This is a genomic window from Streptomyces solicavernae, assembly GCF_029968095.1.
In the GTDB taxonomy this organism is placed as follows: Bacteria; Actinomycetota; Actinomycetes; order Streptomycetales; family Streptomycetaceae; genus Streptomyces; species Streptomyces solicavernae.
The window spans coordinates 443,908-463,921 of the sequence record NZ_JASCIR010000001.1; the positions used below are offsets into that span (position 1 = coordinate 443,908).

The 20,014-nt window shown below is 73.0% G+C and carries 14 protein-coding genes; 6 read left to right on the forward strand and 8 right to left on the reverse strand.

What is annotated here, in order from left to right:
• Window positions 1-22: 22 nt before the first annotated feature.
• The 3 genes from QIS99_RS02055 (at window position 23) to paaK (ending at window position 4,148) form a co-directional block, all read left to right on the forward strand.
• A complete protein-coding gene (locus QIS99_RS02055; RefSeq protein ID WP_282509702.1) occupies window positions 23-1,678 on the forward strand; it encodes an acyl-CoA synthetase in 1,656 nt (551 codons plus the stop codon).
• Between the two features lie 129 nt (window positions 1,679-1,807).
• Window positions 1,808-2,701 (forward strand): polysaccharide deacetylase family protein, encoded by an 894-nt coding sequence (locus QIS99_RS02060; protein ID WP_282509704.1) that lies wholly within the window; start codon window positions 1,808-1,810, stop codon window positions 2,699-2,701.
• 154 nt (window positions 2,702-2,855) lie between these two features.
• The gene (gene paaK, locus QIS99_RS02065; RefSeq protein ID WP_282509707.1) at window positions 2,856-4,148 is read left to right on the forward strand and encodes a phenylacetate--CoA ligase PaaK; all 1,293 of its coding nucleotides are present in this window, start codon (window positions 2,856-2,858) and stop codon (window positions 4,146-4,148) included.
• A 99-nt stretch (window positions 4,149-4,247) separates the two neighbouring features.
• Here the strand turns inward: paaK and QIS99_RS02070 are convergent, their stop codons facing one another.
• Window positions 4,248-5,771 (reverse strand): acyl-CoA synthetase, encoded by a 1,524-nt coding sequence (locus tag QIS99_RS02070; protein WP_282509709.1) that lies wholly within the window; start codon window positions 5,769-5,771, stop codon window positions 4,248-4,250.
• Window positions 5,772-5,900: 129 nt separating this feature from the next.
• On the opposite strand from QIS99_RS02070, the gene QIS99_RS02075 reads away from it, so the two are divergent.
• From QIS99_RS02075 to QIS99_RS02085, 3 genes are all read left to right on the forward strand, one after another.
• Window positions 5,901-8,306 carry a penicillin acylase family protein gene (locus QIS99_RS02075; RefSeq protein ID WP_282509710.1) on the forward strand — a complete coding sequence of 802 codons (2,406 nt, stop codon included), beginning with the start codon at window positions 5,901-5,903 and terminating at the stop codon, window positions 8,304-8,306.
• Window positions 8,307-8,468: 162 nt separating this feature from the next.
• A complete protein-coding gene (locus QIS99_RS02080; RefSeq protein WP_282509711.1) occupies window positions 8,469-9,749 on the forward strand; it encodes a cytochrome P450 in 1,281 nt (426 codons plus the stop codon).
• A 69-nt stretch (window positions 9,750-9,818) separates the two neighbouring features.
• Window positions 9,819-10,013 carry a ferredoxin gene (locus tag QIS99_RS02085; protein WP_282509712.1) on the forward strand — a complete coding sequence of 65 codons (195 nt, stop codon included), beginning with the start codon at window positions 9,819-9,821 and terminating at the stop codon, window positions 10,011-10,013.
• 46 nt (window positions 10,014-10,059) lie between these two features.
• Here the strand turns inward: QIS99_RS02085 and QIS99_RS02090 are convergent, their stop codons facing one another.
• From QIS99_RS02090 to QIS99_RS02120, 7 genes are all read right to left on the reverse strand, one after another.
• Window positions 10,060-11,160 carry a calcium:proton antiporter gene (locus QIS99_RS02090; RefSeq protein ID WP_282509713.1) on the reverse strand — a complete coding sequence of 367 codons (1,101 nt, stop codon included), beginning with the start codon at window positions 11,158-11,160 and terminating at the stop codon, window positions 10,060-10,062.
• A gap of 59 nt (window positions 11,161-11,219) precedes the next feature.
• Window positions 11,220-12,770: an acyl-CoA synthetase gene (locus QIS99_RS02095; protein ID WP_282509715.1), complete on the reverse strand. Its 1,551-nt coding sequence runs from the start codon at window positions 12,768-12,770 to the stop codon at window positions 11,220-11,222.
• A 121-nt stretch (window positions 12,771-12,891) separates the two neighbouring features.
• Window positions 12,892-13,992 (reverse strand): NAD(P)H-dependent flavin oxidoreductase, encoded by a 1,101-nt coding sequence (locus QIS99_RS02100; protein ID WP_282509717.1) that lies wholly within the window; start codon window positions 13,990-13,992, stop codon window positions 12,892-12,894.
• 104 nt (window positions 13,993-14,096) lie between these two features.
• The gene (locus QIS99_RS02105; RefSeq protein ID WP_282509719.1) at window positions 14,097-14,954 is read right to left on the reverse strand and encodes a hypothetical protein; all 858 of its coding nucleotides are present in this window, start codon (window positions 14,952-14,954) and stop codon (window positions 14,097-14,099) included.
• A 97-nt stretch (window positions 14,955-15,051) separates the two neighbouring features.
• Window positions 15,052-16,620, reverse strand: a complete 1,569-nt coding sequence (locus QIS99_RS02110; protein ID WP_282509721.1) for a phytoene desaturase family protein — start codon at window positions 16,618-16,620, stop codon at window positions 15,052-15,054.
• Window positions 16,621-16,838: 218 nt separating this feature from the next.
• Window positions 16,839-19,067: a serine/threonine-protein kinase gene (locus QIS99_RS02115; protein WP_282509723.1), complete on the reverse strand. Its 2,229-nt coding sequence runs from the start codon at window positions 19,065-19,067 to the stop codon at window positions 16,839-16,841.
• Window positions 19,049-19,924, reverse strand: coding sequence for an oxygenase MpaB family protein (locus tag QIS99_RS02120; RefSeq protein WP_282509905.1), 876 nt, complete (start codon window positions 19,922-19,924; stop codon window positions 19,049-19,051). Before QIS99_RS02120 ends, QIS99_RS02115 begins: the two co-directional genes overlap by 19 nt.
• Between the last annotated feature and the right edge of the window lie 90 nt (window positions 19,925-20,014).

Sequence of the window (20,014 nt, forward strand, 5' to 3'; positions counted from 1 at the left end):
ACTTCCGGGGTCAGGAGGAGCGGTGGAGTACAACCTTGCCGACCTGTTCGAGTCCGTCGTCGACGTGGTGCCCGACCGCGAGGCGCTGGTGTACGTCGACCACCCCGGCACCGGCACGGAGCGCCGCCTGACCTACTCCGAGCTGGACGCGGCCGCCAACCGCCTCGCCCACCACCTGATCGGCAGCGGCATCCGTCCCGGCGAGCATCTGGGCCTGCACCTCTACAACGGGGTCGAGTACCTGCAGACGGTGCTGGCCTGCCTCAAGGCCCGGATCGTGCCGGTCAACGTCAACTACCGTTATGTGGAAGAGGAGTTGACCTACCTCTACCGGGACGCGGACCTCGCCGCACTCGTCTTCGACGCCGAGTTCACCGAACGCGTCGCGGCCGCCGCGCCACGCGCCGACAAGCTGCGCCACCTGGTCCGGGTGGGCGCCCCTGCGGCCGCGGCTCCCGTCCTGGACGCGGTGCCGTTCGCGCAGGCCGAGGCGGACGGCTCACCCGGGCGGGGCTTCGGGCCGCGCTCCTGCGACGACCTGTTCATCATCTACACCGGCGGCACCACGGGCATGCCGAAGGGCGTGATGTGGCGCCAGGAGGACCTGTTCTTCGCGGGCCTGTTCGGCGGCGACCCGGCGGGCGATCCGGTCTCGCGGCCCGGGGAACTTGCCGAGCGCGTCGCCGCCGGGGGCAGCGGCATCACGTTCTTCCCCACGCCCCCGCTGATGCACGGCACGTCCACGCTGACCTCGTTCATCGCGTTCAACTACGGGCAGCGCGTGGTGATCCACCGCAAGTACGCGCCCGAGGAAGTCCTCCGTACGATTGAGAAGGAGAAGGTGTCCAGCGTGTCCCTGGTGGGCGACGCGATGCTGCGTCCGCTCGTCGACGCGCTCCACGGCCCCTGCAAGGGCACCGACATGTCGTCGCTGTTCAGCGTCTCCTCGTCGGGCGCGATCATGTCGGAGACGGTACGCGCCGAGTTCCAGGCCCTCGTGCCGAACGTGCTGCTCCTGAACAACTTCGGGTCGTCCGAGTCCGGCTCCAACGGCAAGGCGACGGACGACTCCGGGCCCGAGAAGGGCTTCCGCCTGGAGGTCAACGCGCGTACGCGGGTGGTCGACCCGGCGACGTACGAGCCGGTCGCGGTCGGTGAGGTGGGCCGCCTCGCGCAGCGCGGGCACGTGCCGCTCGGCTACTACAACGACGAGAGGAAGACCGCCGAGACGTTCTTCCGGAAGGACGGGGTCCGCTGGGTACTGCTCGGCGACATGGCGACCGTCGACGAGGCCGGCATCGTGACTGTGCTCGGCCGTGGCTCGCAGTGCATCAACTCCGGTGGGGAGAAGGTGTATCCGGAGGAGGTCGAGCAGGCCCTCAAGTCGCATCCGGACGTGTACGACGCGCTGGTGGCGGGGGTGCCGGATGCGAAGTGGGGCAACCATGTGGCGGCGGTGGTGCAACTTCGGCCGGGGGCCGGTGAGTTGACGTTGCCGGACGTCCAGGCGCACTGCCGTACGCATGTCGCGGGCTACAAGATCCCGCGCCAGCTGGTCGTGACCGACTCCATCCAGCGCTCGCCCAGCGGCAAGGCGGACTACCGGTGGGCGAAGGCGGTGGCGGTGGAGGCGGACGGGGTGGAGGCGGACGGGGTGGAGGCGGGCGGGGCGGGGTGAGGCCGGTGGGCCGTCGCCGCCGTGCTGTTCGGCCGAACCCGCCGCCGGTCCCCGCGCGTTCACCTTCCGCTCACCCCCGCGTGACCTGCCGGGTGCAGGGTCCGTACGCGACGAGGGAGGCGGGACGACATGGGCGTGCGGCAGGGGCAGGTCGTACGGCGGAGGCTGCTCGGGCTGCTCGGCGCCGCACTCCTCCTGGGGGGCGGTGTGAGCGGCTGCACCGCCGGCGGCACGCACCCCGGCGCACCCGAGCCGGGCCGCACCGCCCGGCCGGAACGCCCGGAACGCCCGGACCACCCGGGCCGCCCGGACCGCCCGGATCACCCAGACCGCCCGGACCGCCCGGAACGCCCGGACCACCCCGCGCTCCCCACGCTCCTCGCACCCCCGCCCGCGCCGCGCGTGAAGCCCGCACTGCCCGCCGCCGGGCGGTCCGCGCCCGTGGTGGAGCGGGTGCCGACCCGGGACCGCGTCGTGTTCCTCACCATCGACGACGGCCTCGCGAAGGACCCGGAGTTCGCCCGCCTGATGCGGGACCTCCGGGTGCCGTTCAGCATGTTCCTCACCGACTCCATGGCCGGCGACGACTACGGCTACTTCGACCGGCTGCGGCCCGGCGGCAACCGCGTACAGAACCACACCCTGACCCACCCGAGCCTCGCCGGACTGCCGTACGCGCGGCAACGGGCCGAGATCTGCGGCCAGCAGGCGCGCCTGGAGCGGGAGTTCGGCGAGCACCCCACGCTCTTCCGGCCGCCGCGCGGCCACTACGACCGCACCACGCTCCGCGCCGCCGCCGACTGCGGGCTGCGGGCCTGCGTGATGTGGGGCGTCAACATGCAGCCGGACGGCCTGCGGTACGACAACGGCTCCGACCGGCTGCGGCCCGGCGAGATCGTCCTCTTCCACTTCTTCCCGCCGGAGCGCCTGGGCGACCGGACCCTCACCGAGCTCACGGTGGAGCTGCTGCGGACCATCACCGAGCAGGGCTACGCGGTGGCCCGCATCGAGGACTACGTCTGACCCGCGCCGCGCCGCCCCACCGCCGAAGATCACGTCGTACGTCTTGACGCCCCCGCCCACCCCCTGGATAACTGAACCCAGCAGAATCAACCGAATGATCGGTCGTCCGGTTCACCCCGGATTGACCGAAGAGGCTGTGGGACGGAGAAGCGGGATGACGGCAGCGGAACTCGACGCGGCGGAGCGGCTCGACCTGGACGGGCTGCGCACCCTCCAGCTGGAGCGGCTGCGCACCACCCTGCGGCACGCGTACGAGAACGTCCCGTACTACCGCGAGGCCTTCGACAAGGCGGGCCTGCGCCCCGAGGACTGCCGCACCCTCGACGACCTGGCCCGCTTCCCGTTCACCACCAAGGCCGACCTGCGGGACCACTACCCCTTCGGCATGTTCGCCGTGGACCGGGACCGGGTCCGCCGCATCCACGCCTCCAGCGGTACGACGGGCCGGCCGACGGTCGTCGGGTACACCGACCGCGACCTGGACACCTGGGCGGACGTCGTGGCCCGCTCGATCCGCGCGGCGGGCGGCCGGCCGGGCCACACGGTCCATGTCGCCTACGGGTACGGCCTGTTCACCGGCGGCCTCGGCGCGCACTACGGCGCGGAACGGCTCGGCTGTACGGTCGTGCCCGCGTCCGGCGGCATGACCGCCCGGCAGGTCCAGCTGATCCAGGACTTCCGGCCCGAGATCATCATGGTCACGCCCTCGTACATGCTGACGCTGCTCGACGAGTTCGAGCGGCAGGGCGTCGACCCGCGCGCCACCTCCCTGAAGGTGGGCATCTTCGGCGCCGAGCCGTGGACCGAGCAGATGCGCCGGGAGATCGAGGAGCGGTTCGCGATCGACGCGGTGGACATCTACGGCCTGTCGGAGGTCATGGGCCCCGGCGTGGCGCAGGAGTGCGTGGACACCAAGGACGGCCTGCACATCTGGGAGGACCACTTTTATCCCGAGATCGTCGACCCGCTGACCGGCGAGGTGCTGCCCGAGGGCGAGCAGGGCGAGCTGGTGTTCACCTCGCTCAGCAAGGAGGCGATGCCCGTGATCCGGTACCGGACACGGGACTTGACCCGCCTGCTCCCCGGCACGGCCCGCCCCTCGTTCCGCCGGATGGAGAAGATCACGGGCCGCAGCGACGACATGGTGATCCTGCGCGGAGTGAACCTCTTCCCCACCCAGGTCGAGGAGATCGTCCTGCGCACCCCCGGCGTCTCCCCGCACTTCCAGCTCCGCCTGACCCGCGAGGGCCGCCTCGACGCCCTGACGGTCCGCGCGGAGGCCCGGCCGGACGCGAGCCCCGGACAGCGGACGGAGGCGGCGCGCTCGATCGCGGCGGCGGTCAAGGACGGGGTGGGTGTCTCGGTGACGGTCGACATCGTGGACCCGGAGACGCTGGAGCGGTCGGTCGGGAAGTTCCGGCGGATCGTGGACGAGCGGCCGAAGTGAGGCCGGAGTGATCCCGGAGTGAGGGCCGGGAGGGGCGCCGCGTGCGGCCACCGGGCCCCGCGCCCTGATCCGGAGGCGCCGCGTGCGCGCCCCGCGGTCTCAGGAGAGGCGGTCCCGCAGTTCCCGCTTGAGGATCTTCCCGCTCGCGTTGCGCGGCAGCTCGTCCACGAACACCACCCGCTTCGGCACCTTGAACGCGGCGAGGGACCCGCGCGCGTGGGCCACGAGCTCCGCCTCGCCCACCTCACCGAGCCGCACGACCACCGCCGTCACCGCCTCGATCCACCGCTCGTGCGGCAGGCCGATCACCGCGGCCTCGGCGACCTGCGGATGCGTGTACAGCGCGTCCTCGACCTGGCGCGAGGCGACGAGGACACCGCCGGAGTTGATGACGTCCTTCACCCGGTCCACGACCGTGAAGTAGCCGTCCGCGTCCCGCACCGCCAGATCCCCGGAGTGGAACCAGCCGTCGCGGAACGCCTCCGCGGTCTCCTGCGGCTTGTCCCAGTAGCCCTCGCACAACTGCGGTGAGCGGTACACCACTTCACCGGCCGTGCCGTCCGGCACCGGCTTGCCCGACTCGTCCACGACCTTCGCCTCCACGAAGAGGACGGGCCGCCCGCAGGAGTCCATCCGCCCCTCGTGCTCGTCCGGCCCGAGGACCGTGGCGAGCGGGCCGATCTCGCTCTGGCCGAAGCAGTTGTAGAAGGCGAGACCCGGCAGCCGCCCGCGCAACCGCTCCAGGACCGGTACGGGCATGATCGAGGCGCCGTAGTACGCCTTGCGGAGCGCGCCCAGGTCGCGGGTGGCGGACTCGGGGTGGTTGGCGAGTGCGATCCACACCGTGGGCGGCGCGAACAGGCTGTCCGCGCGGCCCGCCTCGACCAGGTCGAAGAGGAGCGTCGGCTGCGGGCCGTCCACGACGGTGTTCTCCGCGCCGACCGCCAGGTACGGCAGCAGGAACACGTGCATCTGCGCCGAGTGGTACAGCGGCAGCGAGTGCACGGGCCGGTCGGCCTCGCTCAGGCCGAGCGCGTGGATCGCGGAGACGTACTCGTGCACGAGGGCACGGTGGGTCATCATCGCGCCCTTGGGGTCGGCCGTGGTCCCCGAGGTGTAGAGCAGCTGCACCAGATCCTCGGCGCCGGGCTGCGGACCGTCGTACGGATGCGCCGCCGGGAGCCGGTTCAGGAGCGCGTCGTCCGTGTCGCGCAGCCGCAACACCCGTACTCCGTCCGGGAGTTCACCTTGCAGTCCGGGGTCCGCGAGGACCAGCGCGCTGCCGGACTGGCGGACGATGTACGCGAGGTCGGCGCCGGTGAGGTGGTGGTTGACCGGCACATGCACGAGCCCGGCCCGCGCGCAGCCGAGGAAGCCGATGAGGTACGCGTCGGAGTTGTGGCCGTACGCGCCGACCCGGTCGCCGGGGCGCAGGCCCTGGTCGAGCAGCACCCGCGCCGCGCGGGAGACCGCGTCGTCGAGCTCGGCGTAGGTCCAGGCGCGGTCGCCGTAGTGCAGCGCGGTCCGGTCGGGGGTGCGGCGGGCGCTGCGCCGGAGCAGCCCGTCGACGGTGTTGCCGCGTGCGCCGCCGTGCGCGGGGCTCTCGCCTCGTACGTCCGTCATGCCGTGATCCTCGGCCGCCGCGCGCGGGCGGTCAAGTAGGTGTGCCGAACCCTCGCGTCAGCGACATACCGCTTAGTACGCTCAACCGGACCTGTCCGCAGACCAGTTGGCCAGACAGTTGGGAGCACCATGCGAAACCGCTGGAGACGGCTCGTACTGATCGGCACCGCGCTGTTATCCGTGGCGGCCGCCGCGTCCCCCGCCCCCGCGGAGACCGGGGGCGCGCCGGAGCGGGCCTCGGGCCGCGGGCTTTCGGCGACGATCCGGTACACCGAGTACGGGATCCCGCACATCGTCGCGAAGGACTACGCGAACCTCGGCTTCGGCACCGGGTGGGCGCAGGCGAACGACCAGGTGTGCACGCTCGCCGAGGGGCATGTGACGCTGCGCGGCGAGCGGTCGAAGTACTTCGGCGCCGACGCGAAGCCCGACCGGTCGCTGTCGTCCGCGTCCACGAACCTCTCCAGCGACCTGTTCTTCCGCGGCGTACGGGACGCCAGGACCGTGGAGAAGCTGCTCGACGAGCCGGCGCCGGTCGGGCCGAGCCGGGACGTACGGGAGTTGATGCGGGGGTACGCGGCGGGCTACAACGCCTGGCTGGAGCAGAACCGCATCACGGACCCGGCGTGCAAGGACGCCGAATGGGTGCGGCCGATCACCTCCCTGGACGTGGCCCGGCGCAGCTTCGCGCTCGCCGTGCTCGGCGGTCAGGGGCGGGCGGCCGACGCGATCGTCTCGGCTCGGCCGCCGACGCCGGGAACCTCGCCCGAAACGCCCGACCCGGACCAAGTCGCCGAAGCAGCCCGTGAGTTGTTCTCCGCGCAGGACGCCGACATGGGTTCCAACGCGGTGGCCTTCGCGGGCTCGACCACGGCGAACGGGCGCGGTCTGCTGCTCGGCAACCCGCACTATCCGTGGCACGGGGGCCGCAGGTTCTGGCAGTCGCAGCAGACGATCCCGGGGGAGCTGAACGTTTCCGGAGGCTTGTTGCTCGGCTCCACCTCCGTGTCGATCGGGTACAACGCGTCCGTGGCGTGGAGCCACACCGTGGCGACGGGCGTGCCGGTGAACCTGCACGAGCTGAAGCTCGACCCGTCCGACCCGACGGCGTACCTCGTGGACGGCGAGCGGCACCGCATGAAGAAGCGCACGGTCACCGTCGACACGGAGAACGGCGAGCAGGTCACCCGCACCCAGTGGTGGACGCGCTACGGCCCGGTCGTCACCTCGCTCGGCGCCGGCCTTCCACTGCCGTGGACGGAGTCGACGGCGTACGCGCTGAACGACCCGAACGCGTCCAACATGCGCATCAGCGACGCCTCCCTGGCCCTCAACAAGGCGCGCAGCATCAAGGAGGTCAAGGCGGCGCTCGCCCGTACGCAGGGGCTTCCGTGGGTCAACACGATCGCGGCGGACGCGGCGGGGCACTCGCTGTTCACGCAGTCGCAGGTGCTGCCGCGGATCACGGACGAGCTGGCGGAGCGCTGTTCGACGGCGCTCGGCAGGGCCACGTACCCGAGTGCGGGGCTCGCGGTGCTCGACGGTTCGCGCACGGAGTGCGAGCTGGGCCAGGACCCGGACGCGCTGCAGCCCGGGGTGTTCGGGCCGAGCCGGATGCCGGTCCTGGAGGACGCCCCGTACGCCGAGAACTCCAACGACAGCGCCTGGCTGACCAACCTGGACCGGCCGCTCACCGGGTACGAGCGGATCTTCGGCACCGTGGGCACGCAGCGCTCGATGCGGACGCGGGGCGCCGTCGAGGACGTGGCGGCGATGGCGGACCAGGGCCGCCTGACGGTGCGGGACCTGCAGGAGCAGCAGTTCGCGAACCGCGTTCCGGCCGGTGACCGGACCGCCGCCGACGTGGCGAAGGCGTGCGCCGCGCTGCCGGGCGGCACGGCAACGGGCAGCGACGGCAGGGAAGTCGACGTACGGGCGGCGTGTGCGGCGATCGGCGCCTGGGACCGCACGATGAACCTCGACAGCCGGGGCGCGCTGCTCTTCGACCGGTTCTGGCGGAAGCTCACGGCCGGTGTTCCCGCGGACGAGCGGTGGAAGGTGCCGTTCTCCGCCGCCGACCCGGTGCGCACCCCGCACACCCTCGACACCGCACACGCCGGTTTCGAGCGCGCGCTCGCGGACGCGGTCGCGGAGCTCGACCGGGCGGGCATCGCGCCGGACGCGCCGCTCTCCGCCCACCAGTCGGTGCGGCGGGCCGGTGACCGCATTCCGGTGCACGGCGGCACCGAGTCGCTGGGTGTGTGGAACAAGCTGGAGCCCGCCTGGGACCCGGCCGCCGGGTACACGGAGGTGACGCACGGCTCCAGCTACATCCAGGCCGTGGGCTTCGACGGCGGCCGCTGTCCGGTGGCCCGCACGCTCCTGACGTACTCCCAGTCCGAGAACCCCGAGTCGCCGCACCTGAGCGACCAGACCCGGCTGTACGCGCAGAAGCGCTGGGTGACCTCGCGCTTCTGCGAGCGGGACATCCTCGCCTCGCCCGAGCTGAGGGTGGTGAAGGTGCGGCAGCGGTAGGCGGGGCGGCGCGTGGCGGTACGCGCGCATCGAGGGGGCCGGACATCCGGCCCCCTCTTCGTATTTGGCGCCGCGCATGCGTCAATACCGCTCGCTATGGCGCCATACATGTGCCATCATGGCGCCATCGAGCCGTCCAGTCGTCACCGCACGGAGGACCCCATGACGCACGAGCCCACGACGCACGAGCCCAAGACCCACGACGAGCCCACGGCCCACGAACCCACGGCCCACGAACCCACGACCGCCCCCGCCGAAGTCACCGCGTTCCCCACCGCCCGCCACACCGGCTGCCCCTTCGACCCGCCCGCCGAACTCGCCGCCCTGCGCGAGGAGTCGCCGCTGCGGCGGATGCGCTACCCGGACGGGCACCACGGCTGGCTCGCCACCGGGCACGCAGCGGTCCGCGCGATCATGGCGGACCCCCGGTTCAGCGCCCGGTACGAGCTGCTGCACCTGCCGATGCCGGGCTTCGAGGAGGTCGAGATTCCCCCGGCCGCCCCCGGCGACTTCACCGGCATGGACGCCCCCGGCCACACCCGCTACCGCCGCCTGCTCACCGGCAGGTTCACGGTCCGCCGGATGCGTCTGCTCACCGAGCGGGTCGAGGAGCTCACCGCCGAGCACCTGGACGCGATGGCCGCGCAGGGCCCCGGCCTCGACCTGGTGGAGGCCTACGCGCACCCGGTCCCGGCCCAGATGATCTGCGAGCTGCTCGGCGTCCCGTACGCCGACCGGAAACAGTTCACCGGGCACGTGGCGACGCTCTTCGACCAGCGGGCGGACATTGAGGCGAAGGGCGCGGCCTACGGCGCGGTCGAGTCGTACGTGAAGGGCCTGGTCGCCGCCAAGCGGGCGGAGCCGACCGACGACCTGCTGAGCGACCTGACCGGGACCGACCTCACCGACGAGGAACTGGCCGGTGTGGGCAGCCTGTTGCTCGGCGCCGGGCTCGACACCACCGCCAACATGATCGCCCTCGGCGCGTTCGCGCTGCTCAGCCACCCCGAGCAGCTCGCCGCGCTGCGCGCCGAACCCGGCCTCGCGGGGCCGGCCGTCGAGGAGCTGCTGCGCTACCTGACGGTGGCCGACCCGGCGGTGCGCACCGCCCTTGAGGACGTCGAGGTCGACGGCCGGCTGATCCGGGCGGGCGACACGGTCACGCTGTCCTTCCAGGCCGCCAACCGCGACCCGGCGCGGTTCCCCGGGCCCGACCGGCTCGACCTGCGCCGCGCGGCCACCGGACACGTGGCGTTCGGGCACGGCGCGCACCAGTGCCTCGGGCAGCAACTGGCCCGCGTCGAGATGCAGATCGCCCTGCCGGCCCTGCTGCGGCGCTTCCCGACGCTGCGTCTCGCCGTCGAACCCTCCGAGGTGCCGCTGCGCGAGCAGAACAACATCTACGGCGTACGGAGCCTCCCGGTCACCTGGGACCAGACCTGACCGGGCCGCGTACGTGAAGGAGCCGCGTACGCGAAGGAGCCGCGTACGCGAAGGAGAGGGAGGACGGCCGTGGAGATCGGTGTCGATCGGGAGCGGTGCGCCGGGGCCGGCATGTGTGCCCTGACCGCGCCGGAGGTCTTCGACCAGGACGAGGAGGACGGACGCGTGCGGCTGCTCACCGCCCGGCCGGTCGACGGGCAGCGCGCCGCGGCCCGGCTGGCGGCGGGGGTCTGCCCGGCGGCGGCCATCACGCTCGGGGACTGACCGCCGGGGAGACGCGCTCAGGGACTGACCGCCGGGGGCACGCGTTTCAAGGACTGATCGCCAGGGACACGAACGCGGCGAACAGCACCAGGTGCAGGCCGCCCTGCAGCAGCGTCGCGCGGCCGGCGACCACGGTCAGGACGCTGACCACGACCGTCAGGAGGAGCATCACCATGTGCGTCGCACCCAGGCCGAGCAGCAGCGGGCCGTCCATCCAGACGGAGGCGACGGCGATGGCCGGGATGGTCAGGCCGATGCTGGCGATCGCGGAGCCGTGCGCGAGGTTGAGGCTGATCTGGGTGCGGTCGCGGACGGCCGAGCGGTACGCGGCCAGGGTCTCGGGGAGCAGGACGAGCAGGGCGATGACGACGCCGACGAACGCCTGCGGCAGCCCCGCCGCCTCGACGCCGGACTCGATGACCGGCGAGATGCCCTTGGTGTTGCCGACCACCGCGACGAGGGCGACGAGCAGCAGGCCGAGGCTGAGGTAGGTCTCGCCGTTGGTCGGCGGGTGGGCGATGTCGTCCTCGTCGAGGACCTCGCCGTCGCGGGTGACGGGCAGGAAGTACTCGCGGTGCCGGACGGTCTGCATCGCCACGAAGAGCCCGTACACCACCACGGAGACGACGGCGGCGAAGGCGAGCTGCGCGCCGGTGAACTCCGGCCCCGGCTTGCCGGTGGTGAAGGTCGGCAGGACCAGGCTGAGCGTGGCGAGGGTCGTCCAGGTGGCGACGGCGGCGACGGTGCCCTCGGTGTTGAAGGGCGCGACGCCGCCCCGCCAGGCGCCGACGAGCAGCGCGAGGCCGACGATGCCGTTGCAGGTGATCATCACGGCGGCGAAGACGGTGTCGCGGGCCAGCGAGGACGTCTTGGCGCCGCCGTCGGCCATCAGGGTGACGATGAGGGCCACTTCGATGACGGTCACCGCGACCGCCAGCACCAGCGACCCGAAGGGCTCGCCCACCTTGTGCGCGACGACCTCGGCATGATGCACGGCGCACAGCACCGCGCCCGCGAGGAACAGCGCGACGACCACCACCACGGGCCCCGGCAGATCGCGCCCCCAGGTCAGCGCGAGCAGGACGACGGCGAGCAGCGGCACCACGACGGTACCGACCTTGGTGAGCGGACCCGGATGCGAAGCCATGGCCCCACGCTCTCAGCCCCCGACCCCCTCCGCCGCCCGAACCCGGCCGGTGTACCAGGTCAGAGGGCCCGCTCCCGCCCCTCCCAGTACGGTGCGCGCAGCCGGCGCTTGTAGAGCTTGCCGTTGGGGTCGCGGGGCATGGCGGTGATGAAGTCGACGGACTTCGGCCGCTTGTAGCCGGCGAGGCGCTGTGCGCAGTGGGCGAGGATGTCGGCGGCCAGCGCGTCCCCGGCGCGGTGGCTCTCGGCGACTTCGACGACGGCCTTGACCTCCTCGCCCCAGTCGTCGTGCGGGATGCCGAACGCGGCGGCGTCGGCGACGGCGGGGTGGGAGAGCAGCACCGACTCGATCTCCGCCGGGTAGATGTTGACGCCCCCGGAGATGATCATGTCGATCTTGCGGTCGCGCAGGAACAGATAGCCGTCCTCGTCAAGCACCCCGAGATCGCCCACGGTGAAGAAGTCCCCGATGCGGTTCTGCCGGGTCTTGCCCTCGTCCCTGTGGTACGCGAAGCCGCCGGTCGCCATCTTCATGTAGACGGTGCCGAGTTCGCCGGGCGGCAGCCGGTTGCCGTCGTCGTCGAAGACGGCGAGCTCGCTGATCGGCCATGCCTTGCCGACGGTGCCGGGCTTCTTCAGCCAGTCCTCGGCGGTGGCGAACGCGCCGCCGCCCTCGCTGGCCGCGTAGTACTCCTCGACGCAGCTCCCCCACCAGTCGATCATCGCCCGCTTCACATGGTCCGGGCAGGGCGCGGCGCCGTGGATGGCGTGCCGCATCGAGGACACGTCGTAGCGGTCCTTCGTCTCCTGCGGCAGCGCGAGGAGGCGGTGGAACTGGGTGGGGACCATGTGGGTGTGCGTGCAGGCGTGCCGGTCGATGAGGCGCAGCATCTCCTCGGGCGTCCACTTGTCCATCAGGACCAGCGGGTGCCCGATGTGCAGCGACGCGCCCGCGAACTGCAGCACGGCCGTGTGGTACAGCGGCGAGCAGACCAGGTGCACATTGCCGTCGAAGGGCTGGACGCCGAAGATGCCGAGGAACCCGCCGAGGTACGACTCCTCGGGGAGCTTCCCGGACAGCGGGCGTCGGATGCCCCGGGGGCGGCCCGTGGTGCCGGAGGTGTAGTTCATGACCCAGCCGAGGGTCCGGTCGGCGGGCGCGGACTCGGGCTGTCCGTCGAGGAGTTGACCGTACGGCCGGAATCCCGCGACCTCTCCTACCGCGTACCGCTGTGCCGCGGGGAGCTTCGCCTCGTCGGCGGCGGCGCGGGCGGCCTCGGCGAAGCGCTCGTGGGCGATGAGGACCTTGGCGCCGGAGTCGGAGACGATCCAGGCGATCTCGGGGCCGACGAGGTGGTGGTTGACGGGGACCAGGTAGAGGCCGGCCTGGGCGGCGGCGAGGTAGGCGGTGAGGAACTCCACGCCGTTGGGGAGGACTGCGGCGAAGGCGTCGCCGCGTTCGAGGCCGGCTGCGCGGAGGCCGTGGACGAGTTGGTTGGTCGCGGCGTGCAGGCGGGCCGCGGACCATGTTTCGCCGTCGGGCGCGATCAGGACGTGCCGGTCGGGGTCGGCCTGGGCCTGCGCCCAGAAGCCGTTGGGGTGGTCGGGCATGTGCGGCATCCCTTCTGCGGAGTTCAGTTCCTGGCCGGGTGCGGGTTTCGTCGTGGTCGCTCGCGCAGTTCCCCGCGCCCCTGGATGGGCACTTCGTGCGCCGTCCCCGACGCCCCTCAGGTCATCGGCCGGCCATCCGATTCACGCGGTCGATCGCCCGCTCGAACCCCCGGGTCAGCTCGTCGAAGACACCCCGCACACTCCGCTCGGCGTTCATCCGCCCCACGATCTGCCCCACCGGCGTGCCCAGCAACGCGTCCACCTCGTACTTCTGGATACGGGACACCGCCTCCGCGACGAGCAGGCCCTGCAAGGGCATGGGCAAGGGGCCGGGGCCCGCCGGGTCGTCCCAGGCGTCGGTCCACTCGGTGCGGAGCTGGCGCGCGGGCTTGCCGGTGAGGGCGCGGGAGCGGACCGTGTCGGACGACGTGGCCGCGAGGAGTTTCTCGGTGAGCTTGCGGGAGTGCAGCTCGGCCTCGGTGGTGGTGAGCCAGATGGAGCCCGTCCACACGCCCTGCGCGCCCAACGCCAGTGCGGCGGCGATCTGTTCGCCGCTGCCGATGCCGCCCGCGGCGAGCACGGGGAGCGGGGCGACCGCCTCGACCGCGTCGGGCGTGAGGACCATGGAGGCGATCTCGCCGGTGTGGCCGCCCGCCTCGTAACCCTGCGCGACGACGATGTCGATCCCGGCGTCGGCGTGCTTGCGGGCGTGCCGGGCGCTGCCCGCGAGGGCGGCGACGAGGATGTCGTGGGCGTGGGCGCGCTCGATGACGTCGGCGGGCGGTGAGCCGAGGGCGTTGGCGAGGAGCTTGATCGGGTAGTCGAAGGCGACGTCGAGCTGGCTGCGGGCGACCTGTTCCATCCAGCCGGTGATGCGCCAGCCGGAGGCCTCCCCTTCGGGGAGTTCGGGTACCCCGTGCTCGGCGAGGGTGGCCTCGACGAACTCCCGGTGCCCGGCCGGGATCATCGCCTCGACGTCCGCCTCCGTGACACCTTCGACCTTCTTGGCGGGCATCACCACGTCGAGGCCGTAGGGCTTGCCGTCGGTGTGCGCGTGCAGCCAGTCGAGGTCGCGTTTGAGGTCGTCGGGGGCGGTGTAGCGGACCGCTCCGAGCACGCCGAAACCGCCGGCCCGGCTGATGGCGGCGGCCACGGCGGGGAAGGGCGTGAAGCCGAAGACGGCGTGCTCGACTCCGAGTTTCTTGCTCAGCTCCGTCTGCATGGGCGCAGGATGCCGCAGCGCGTCGGCCGACGGAAGAGATTTTCTGATGCAGCGTCAGATTGTTTGGAGGGGGCGGCCGGGCGGGCAGCCCCCTCCACCGCGCTTCAGTACTGCTGCGGAGGCTGCTGCTGGTACGGCTGCTGCTGGTACGGCTGCTGCTGACCGTACGGCGCCTGCTGCCCGTACGGCTGCTGCTGACCGTAGGCCGGAGGCTGCGGCTGCTGGCCGTGCACCGGAGGCTGCGGCTGCTGGCCGTAGGCCGGAGGCTGCTGCTGGTACGGCGGCTGGGCGGGCGGCGGGGCCTGGTGGCCGTAGGCCGGAGGCTGGTGCTGCTGCTGAGGCTGAGGCTGCTGCTGCGGGACCGGGGGCGCCGCCGCCGCGAGGGAGCTGCCCGCCGGGACGTAGTGGATGCGGCCCGTCGGGTCCGGGACCTGGACGTAACCGGCGGCCTGCAGCTGGGCCTCGTACGCCGCATGGCGCTTGCGCGTGTAGAAGACCATGCCCACGGCCAGGCATATCGCCAGGACCCAGAACGCGCCCCAGAACACCATCGCGTCCTCGTCTCCGCGCATCATGCGGAGCAGGCAGACCACGGTGATCGGGATGGCCGCCAGGAGCCGGCGCTTCTCGTTGTGCCGGCCGCTGAGGTCGAAGTTGACCTGGGTCTTGAGGAGTTCGGGCGCCTGCGCGGGCAGCGGCGGCAGCTGTCCGCCCGTGCCCGCCTGCGGGAACTGCGACCAGGTCTGCTGCGCGCGCTGCCGCGCCTGCGGCTGCGGGTCGGGGACCATCAGGAGCTGAGTGCCCTTGCTGACGTACCGCGCGTCCGCGTACTGGTAGCCGAACTGCTCGCCGAGGTGGGCGAGTCGGGACAGTTTGCCCACGGTCGCCCACATGCTGGTGACCTCCACGGGCGCTCCCTGCGCCATCAGGCTCACCATGGTGCGGACCTGGCCAGTGCTCACGGTTCTCCCTCCCCGGCGGGAGCAGACCTTGCACATTCCGCCGTCGGGCCAGCCTTTCACACCCGCGGGGCAGCTGCGGAACCGCTCCCGTTCCCGGTCACCGGCCCAGGACGGCCATCGCGGCGTTGTGTCCCGGAATGCCGCTGACGCCCCCGCCGCGCACCGCGCCCGCCCCGCACAGCAGGACGTTGGCGTGCCCGGTCTCCACGCCCCAGCGCCCGGTCCCTTCCTGCGCGTACGGGAAGGACAGGTCGCGGTGGAAGATGTTGCCGCCGGGCAGCCCGAGGTCCCGCTCCAGGTCGAGCGGGGTCTTCGCCTCGATGCACGGGCGGCCCTGCGCGTCCGTGGCGAGGCAGTCCGCCAGCGGCTCGCCGAGGTACGCGTCGAGTTGGGCGAGCGTCGACTTCAGGAGGGTGTCGCGGGCCGCCTCGTTGTCGGCGGCGAACAGCCGGGCCGGGGTGTGCAGGCCGAACAGGGTGAGGGTCTGGCAGCCCGCGGCGGCGAGGTCCGGGCCGAGGACGGACGGGTCGGTGAGCGAGTGGCAGTAGATCTCCGAGGGGGGCGACCCGGGCAGCCGGCCCGCGCTCGCCTCGGCGTACGCGGCGGCCAACTGCGCGTACCCCTCGGCGACATGGAAGGTCCCGGCGAAGGCGAGGCGCGGGTCGACGGCGCTGTCGCGGAGCCGGGGCAGCCGCTTGAGCAGCATGTTGACCTTGAGCTGGGCTCCTTCGGCCGGGGGGTCGGGCGGGGTCTCGCCGAGGAGTTCCGCGAGGGCCCGGGGTGCGGCGTTCACGAGGACGTGCCGGGCGGTGACGGTGGCCTCGGTGCCTTCGGGGGTGCGGTGGGTGACCTCGGCGCGGGTGCCGTCGGTGTCGATGTGCAGCACCTCGTGGCCGGTACGGAGGTCGGCGCCCGCGGCGCGCGCGGTGTCGGCGAGGGCGTCGGTGAGCGCGCCCATGCCGCCGACGGGCACGTCCCAGTCGCCGGTGCCGCCGCCCACCACGTGGTAGAGGAAGCAGCGGTTCTGCCGCAGCGAGGCGTCGTGGGCGTCGGCGAAGGTGCCGATCAGGGCGTCGGTGAGGACGATGCCGCGCACCAGGTCGTCGTGGAAGTGCTCCTCGATCGCCGTGCCGACCGGCTCCTCGAACAGCATCCGCCAGGCCGCCTCGTCGTCGACGCGTTCGCGCAGCTCGGCCCGGGTGGGCAGCGGCTCGGTGAGGGACGGGAAGACCCGTTCGGCGACCCGTGCCGTCCGCGCGTAGAACTCCTGCCAGGACGCGAACTCCCGGTCGGAGCCGGTGAGTTCGCGGAAGCCCTCGCGGGTGCGGGCGGCCTGGCCGGTGACGAGGAGGCCGGTGTCGCGGCCGCCGCGGCTGACGGGCGTGTAGGAGGACACGTCCCGCTTGCGGACCGCGAAGGGCAGGTCCAGGTCCCGCACGACCTTCTTCGGCAGCAGGCTGACCAGGTAGGAGTACCGGGAGAGCCGCGCGTCCACCCCGTCGAAGGCGTACGTGGACACGGCGGCGCCGCCGGTGCGGTCGAGGCGTTCCAGGAGCAGGACGCGGCGTCCGGCCCGGGCCAGGTAGGCGGCGGCGACCAGGCCGTTGTGGCCGCCGCCGACGATCACGGCGTCGTAGACGCGGGCATCGCGAGCTGGGGTGGGCATGGCTCTTGGTAACACGGGGGCGGGTCGGGGGCCACCCTGCGGCCCGTCCGGCGTTCGAGGACGAGGCCGGAGGCCGGTGGAGCGGGGTCCGGGGGAAGGCCCCGGAGCGACCGAGCCACGTCCGACGGCGCAAGTTCCGCCAGGCCAGGACCGCTACTCCCTCCGCCAGACCAGGACCGCTACTCCCTCCGCCAGGCCAGGACCGCTGTTCCCCCCGCCTACTCCCCCCGCCGCTGCGCGATGCGCCCGTACACCTCCGCCGCCTCCGCGCCGCGTCCCAGCCGCTCCAGGAGCTGTGCCTCGTCCTGGCGGGCGGCGAGGGCGTCCGGGTGGCCGGGGCCCAGGGCGCGTTCGCGGTCCTCGGCGACCTGGCGGTACTCGGCGAGGGACTCGTCCCAGCGGCCGAGCCAGCCGTACCCGACGGCGACCTCGCGGCGGCTGACCTGCGTGTCGGGGTGGCCGGGGCCGAGGGCGCGGACGCGCGCGGCGCACACCTCGCGGGCCTCCTCCAGCGCCTCCTCCCAGCGGCCGAGGCGGCCCAGGTTGACGCCGATGCCGTGCCGGGCGCGCAGGGTCTCCGGGTGTTCGGGGCCGTGCACGCGGGCTCGGTCGGCGGCGAGGTCCCGGTAGAGGGCGAGGGCGTCGGCGCTGTGGCCGAGGCGGCCGAGGCTGATGCCGGCCTCGTAGCGTGCGGCGAGAGTGTCCGGGTGGTCGGCGCCGAGGGCCTGCCCGCGCGCCTCGGCGACCTCGCGGTACGTCTGCAGGGCTTCGGCCCAGCGGCCCAGCCGGCCGAGCGCGTACGCCACTTCGTACCGCGTGACGAGGGTGTCCGGGTGCAGCGGGCCGAGGACGCGGGCGCGGGCGTCGGCGACCTCGCCGGCCGTGCGGTGGGCCTCCTCCAGGCGGCCGATGCGGCTGAGGTTGTAGGCGAGGTTGTGGCGGCAGCGCAGGGTGTCGGGGTGGTCGGGGCCGAGGTGCGGGGAGCGTTCGCGGCCGGCGAGCACGGCCGTGTACAGGTCGTGCGCCTCGAAGTGGCGGCCCAGCTGTCCGAGTACGTACGCGATCTCCTGGCGGGCGCCGAGCGTGTCCGGGTGGTCGGCGCCGAGGGCGAGCTCGCGGCCGCGGGCGACATGCTCGTACTCGCGCAGCGCGTCGGCCGGACGGCCCGTACGGCTGAGGGTGAAGGCGACTTCGTACCGGCTGGCGAGGGTGTCGGGGTGTTCGGCGCCGAGGGCCTGTTCGCGTTCGGCGGCGACGCCGCGGTGCACCTCCACGGCCTCCTCCCACTTGCCGAGGCGGCTCAGGCTGAGGCCCGCGGTGTGCCGGGTGGCGAGGACGGAGAGCAACTCCGGTGGTGCGGTGGAGCGTTCGGTGCGGCGGGCCTGTCCGGCGTCGGGGGTGCGGCGGCCGTCGATGCGGGAGATCCACTCGCCGGTGAGTCCGGCGGCGGCGTCGAGCGGGACGGCGGCGCGCAGGTCGACGGCGCCGGTGGCCTTGGGCCCGTTGGTCATGCCGCGGGTCCAGTCGGGCAGTTCGGCGGGTGGGGCGGGCGGTACGGGGGCCCGGGCGGCCGGGGCCGGGTGGGCGAGGGTGCCGCCGCGGGCGGCGGTGATGCGGTGGGCGAGCTCGCGGGCGTCGCCGGGGCGGTCGTCGGGGGACTTGGCGAGCAGGTCGAGGACGATCTGCTCCAGGAAGTCGGGGAGTTCGGGGCGCTTCGCGCGCGGCGGTTCCGGTGCGGTGTCGCGGTGGCCGAGGAGTACCGCCCAGGCGTCGCCGTGGTCGAAGGGCGGGGCGCCGGTGGCGATCTCGTACAGGACGCAGCCGAGCGAGTAGAGGTCGCTGCGGTAGTCGACGCTCTCGCCGCCGATCTGCTCGGGCGACATGTAGTGCGGGGTGCCCATGGCGATGTTGGTGCCGGTGAGCTTCGCGGTGAACCCGGCGTCGTGGCCGAGCCGGGCGATGCCGAAGTCGCAGATCTTCACCGTGCCGTCGGTGAGCCGCATGATGTTGGCCGGCTTCAGGTCGCGGTGGATGATGCCCTGGTCGTGGCAGTAGGCGAGGGCGTGCGCGACCTGTTCGGTGACCTCGACGACGTCCGGCACGGCGAGCGGGCCCTGGACGCCGTCGTCCATCAACTGGCTGAGGTTGCGGCCCTCCAGGAGCTCCATGACGAGGTAGAGCACGCCGTCGTCCTCGCCGAAGTCGTGCACGACGGTGATGCCGCGGTGCTGCAGGGACGCGGCGACGCGGGCCTCGCGCCGGAAGCGTTCGCGCAGCACCCTGCCGATGCCCGGGTCGCCCTGCTGCGGGCCCAGCGGCTTGAGGCACTTCACGGCGACGTGCCGGTCGAGCGACTCGTCCCGGCCCCGCCACACCTCGCCCATGCCGCCGCGCCCGATCAGGTCGAGCAGCCGGTACCGGCCCTGGATCAGCCTGGTTTCCGCCATCGCGTGATATCGCCCCCGTCGCCTCGGATCGCCCTCCCCGGCCCGTCCAGTATGGCTGCCCGCCCGCGGAGTTTGTACGGTGCGGGCCTGCTGCCGGGGCCGAGCCGGTCCATGGCCCGCAGGATGTGCGGGGGCGGCAGCTGCCAGCGCAGACGTCCGGGGACGCAGCGCAGGATGTTACCGGCGGCGCGCAGCCGCAGGTCCACCGCCCCCGGTTCGGGCGCGCGCCGGCCGTACAACTCGTGGGCGTACGGGGGCAGTGCGGCGTATGCGAGGTTCGCCACGCGCCGCCAGCCGAGGTCGCGCGCGGGGGCGAGGAGCGGGGGTGCGGGCGGGCGCCGGATGAAGGCGTCGACCCCCCGCGCCTCGTCGCCGACGGCGAGCCTGGGCATCATGCGCGCGAAGTAGGCCCGCAGCGCGGCCCGGTCGGCGGGTACGTCGGCGGGGTCGAGGCCGACGAGGCGGGCGCTCTCGCGCTGTTCGGAGAGGTAGCGGTCGGCGAGTGCGGGGGTGAGCGGGAACCCGGAGCGGCGCAGGACCTCCACGTAGCTGGCGACCTCGGCGCAGTGCACCCACAGGAGCAGCTCGGGCTCGTCGACGCGGTAGACCTCGCCGGTGTCGGGGTCGGTGGCCTGGAGGCGGCGGTGGAGGCGGCGGATGCGGGCGGCGGCCCGTTCGGCGTCCTGCACGGTGCCGTAGCTGATGGTGCCGACGAAGTCCGCGGTGCGCAGCAGGCGGCCCCAGGGGTCCCGCCCGGGGTCGCTGTTCTGCAGGACGCCGCGGACGACGCGCGGGTGCAGGGCCTGGAGGTAGAGCGCGCGGATGCCGGCGATCCACATCATCGGGTCGCCGTGCATCTGCCAGGTCACGGAGGCGGGCCCGAAGTAGCCGGGGTCCGCGCCCGCCCGCACGCTCACGTCCCGCACGTCGGCACCTCCCGCTCTTGT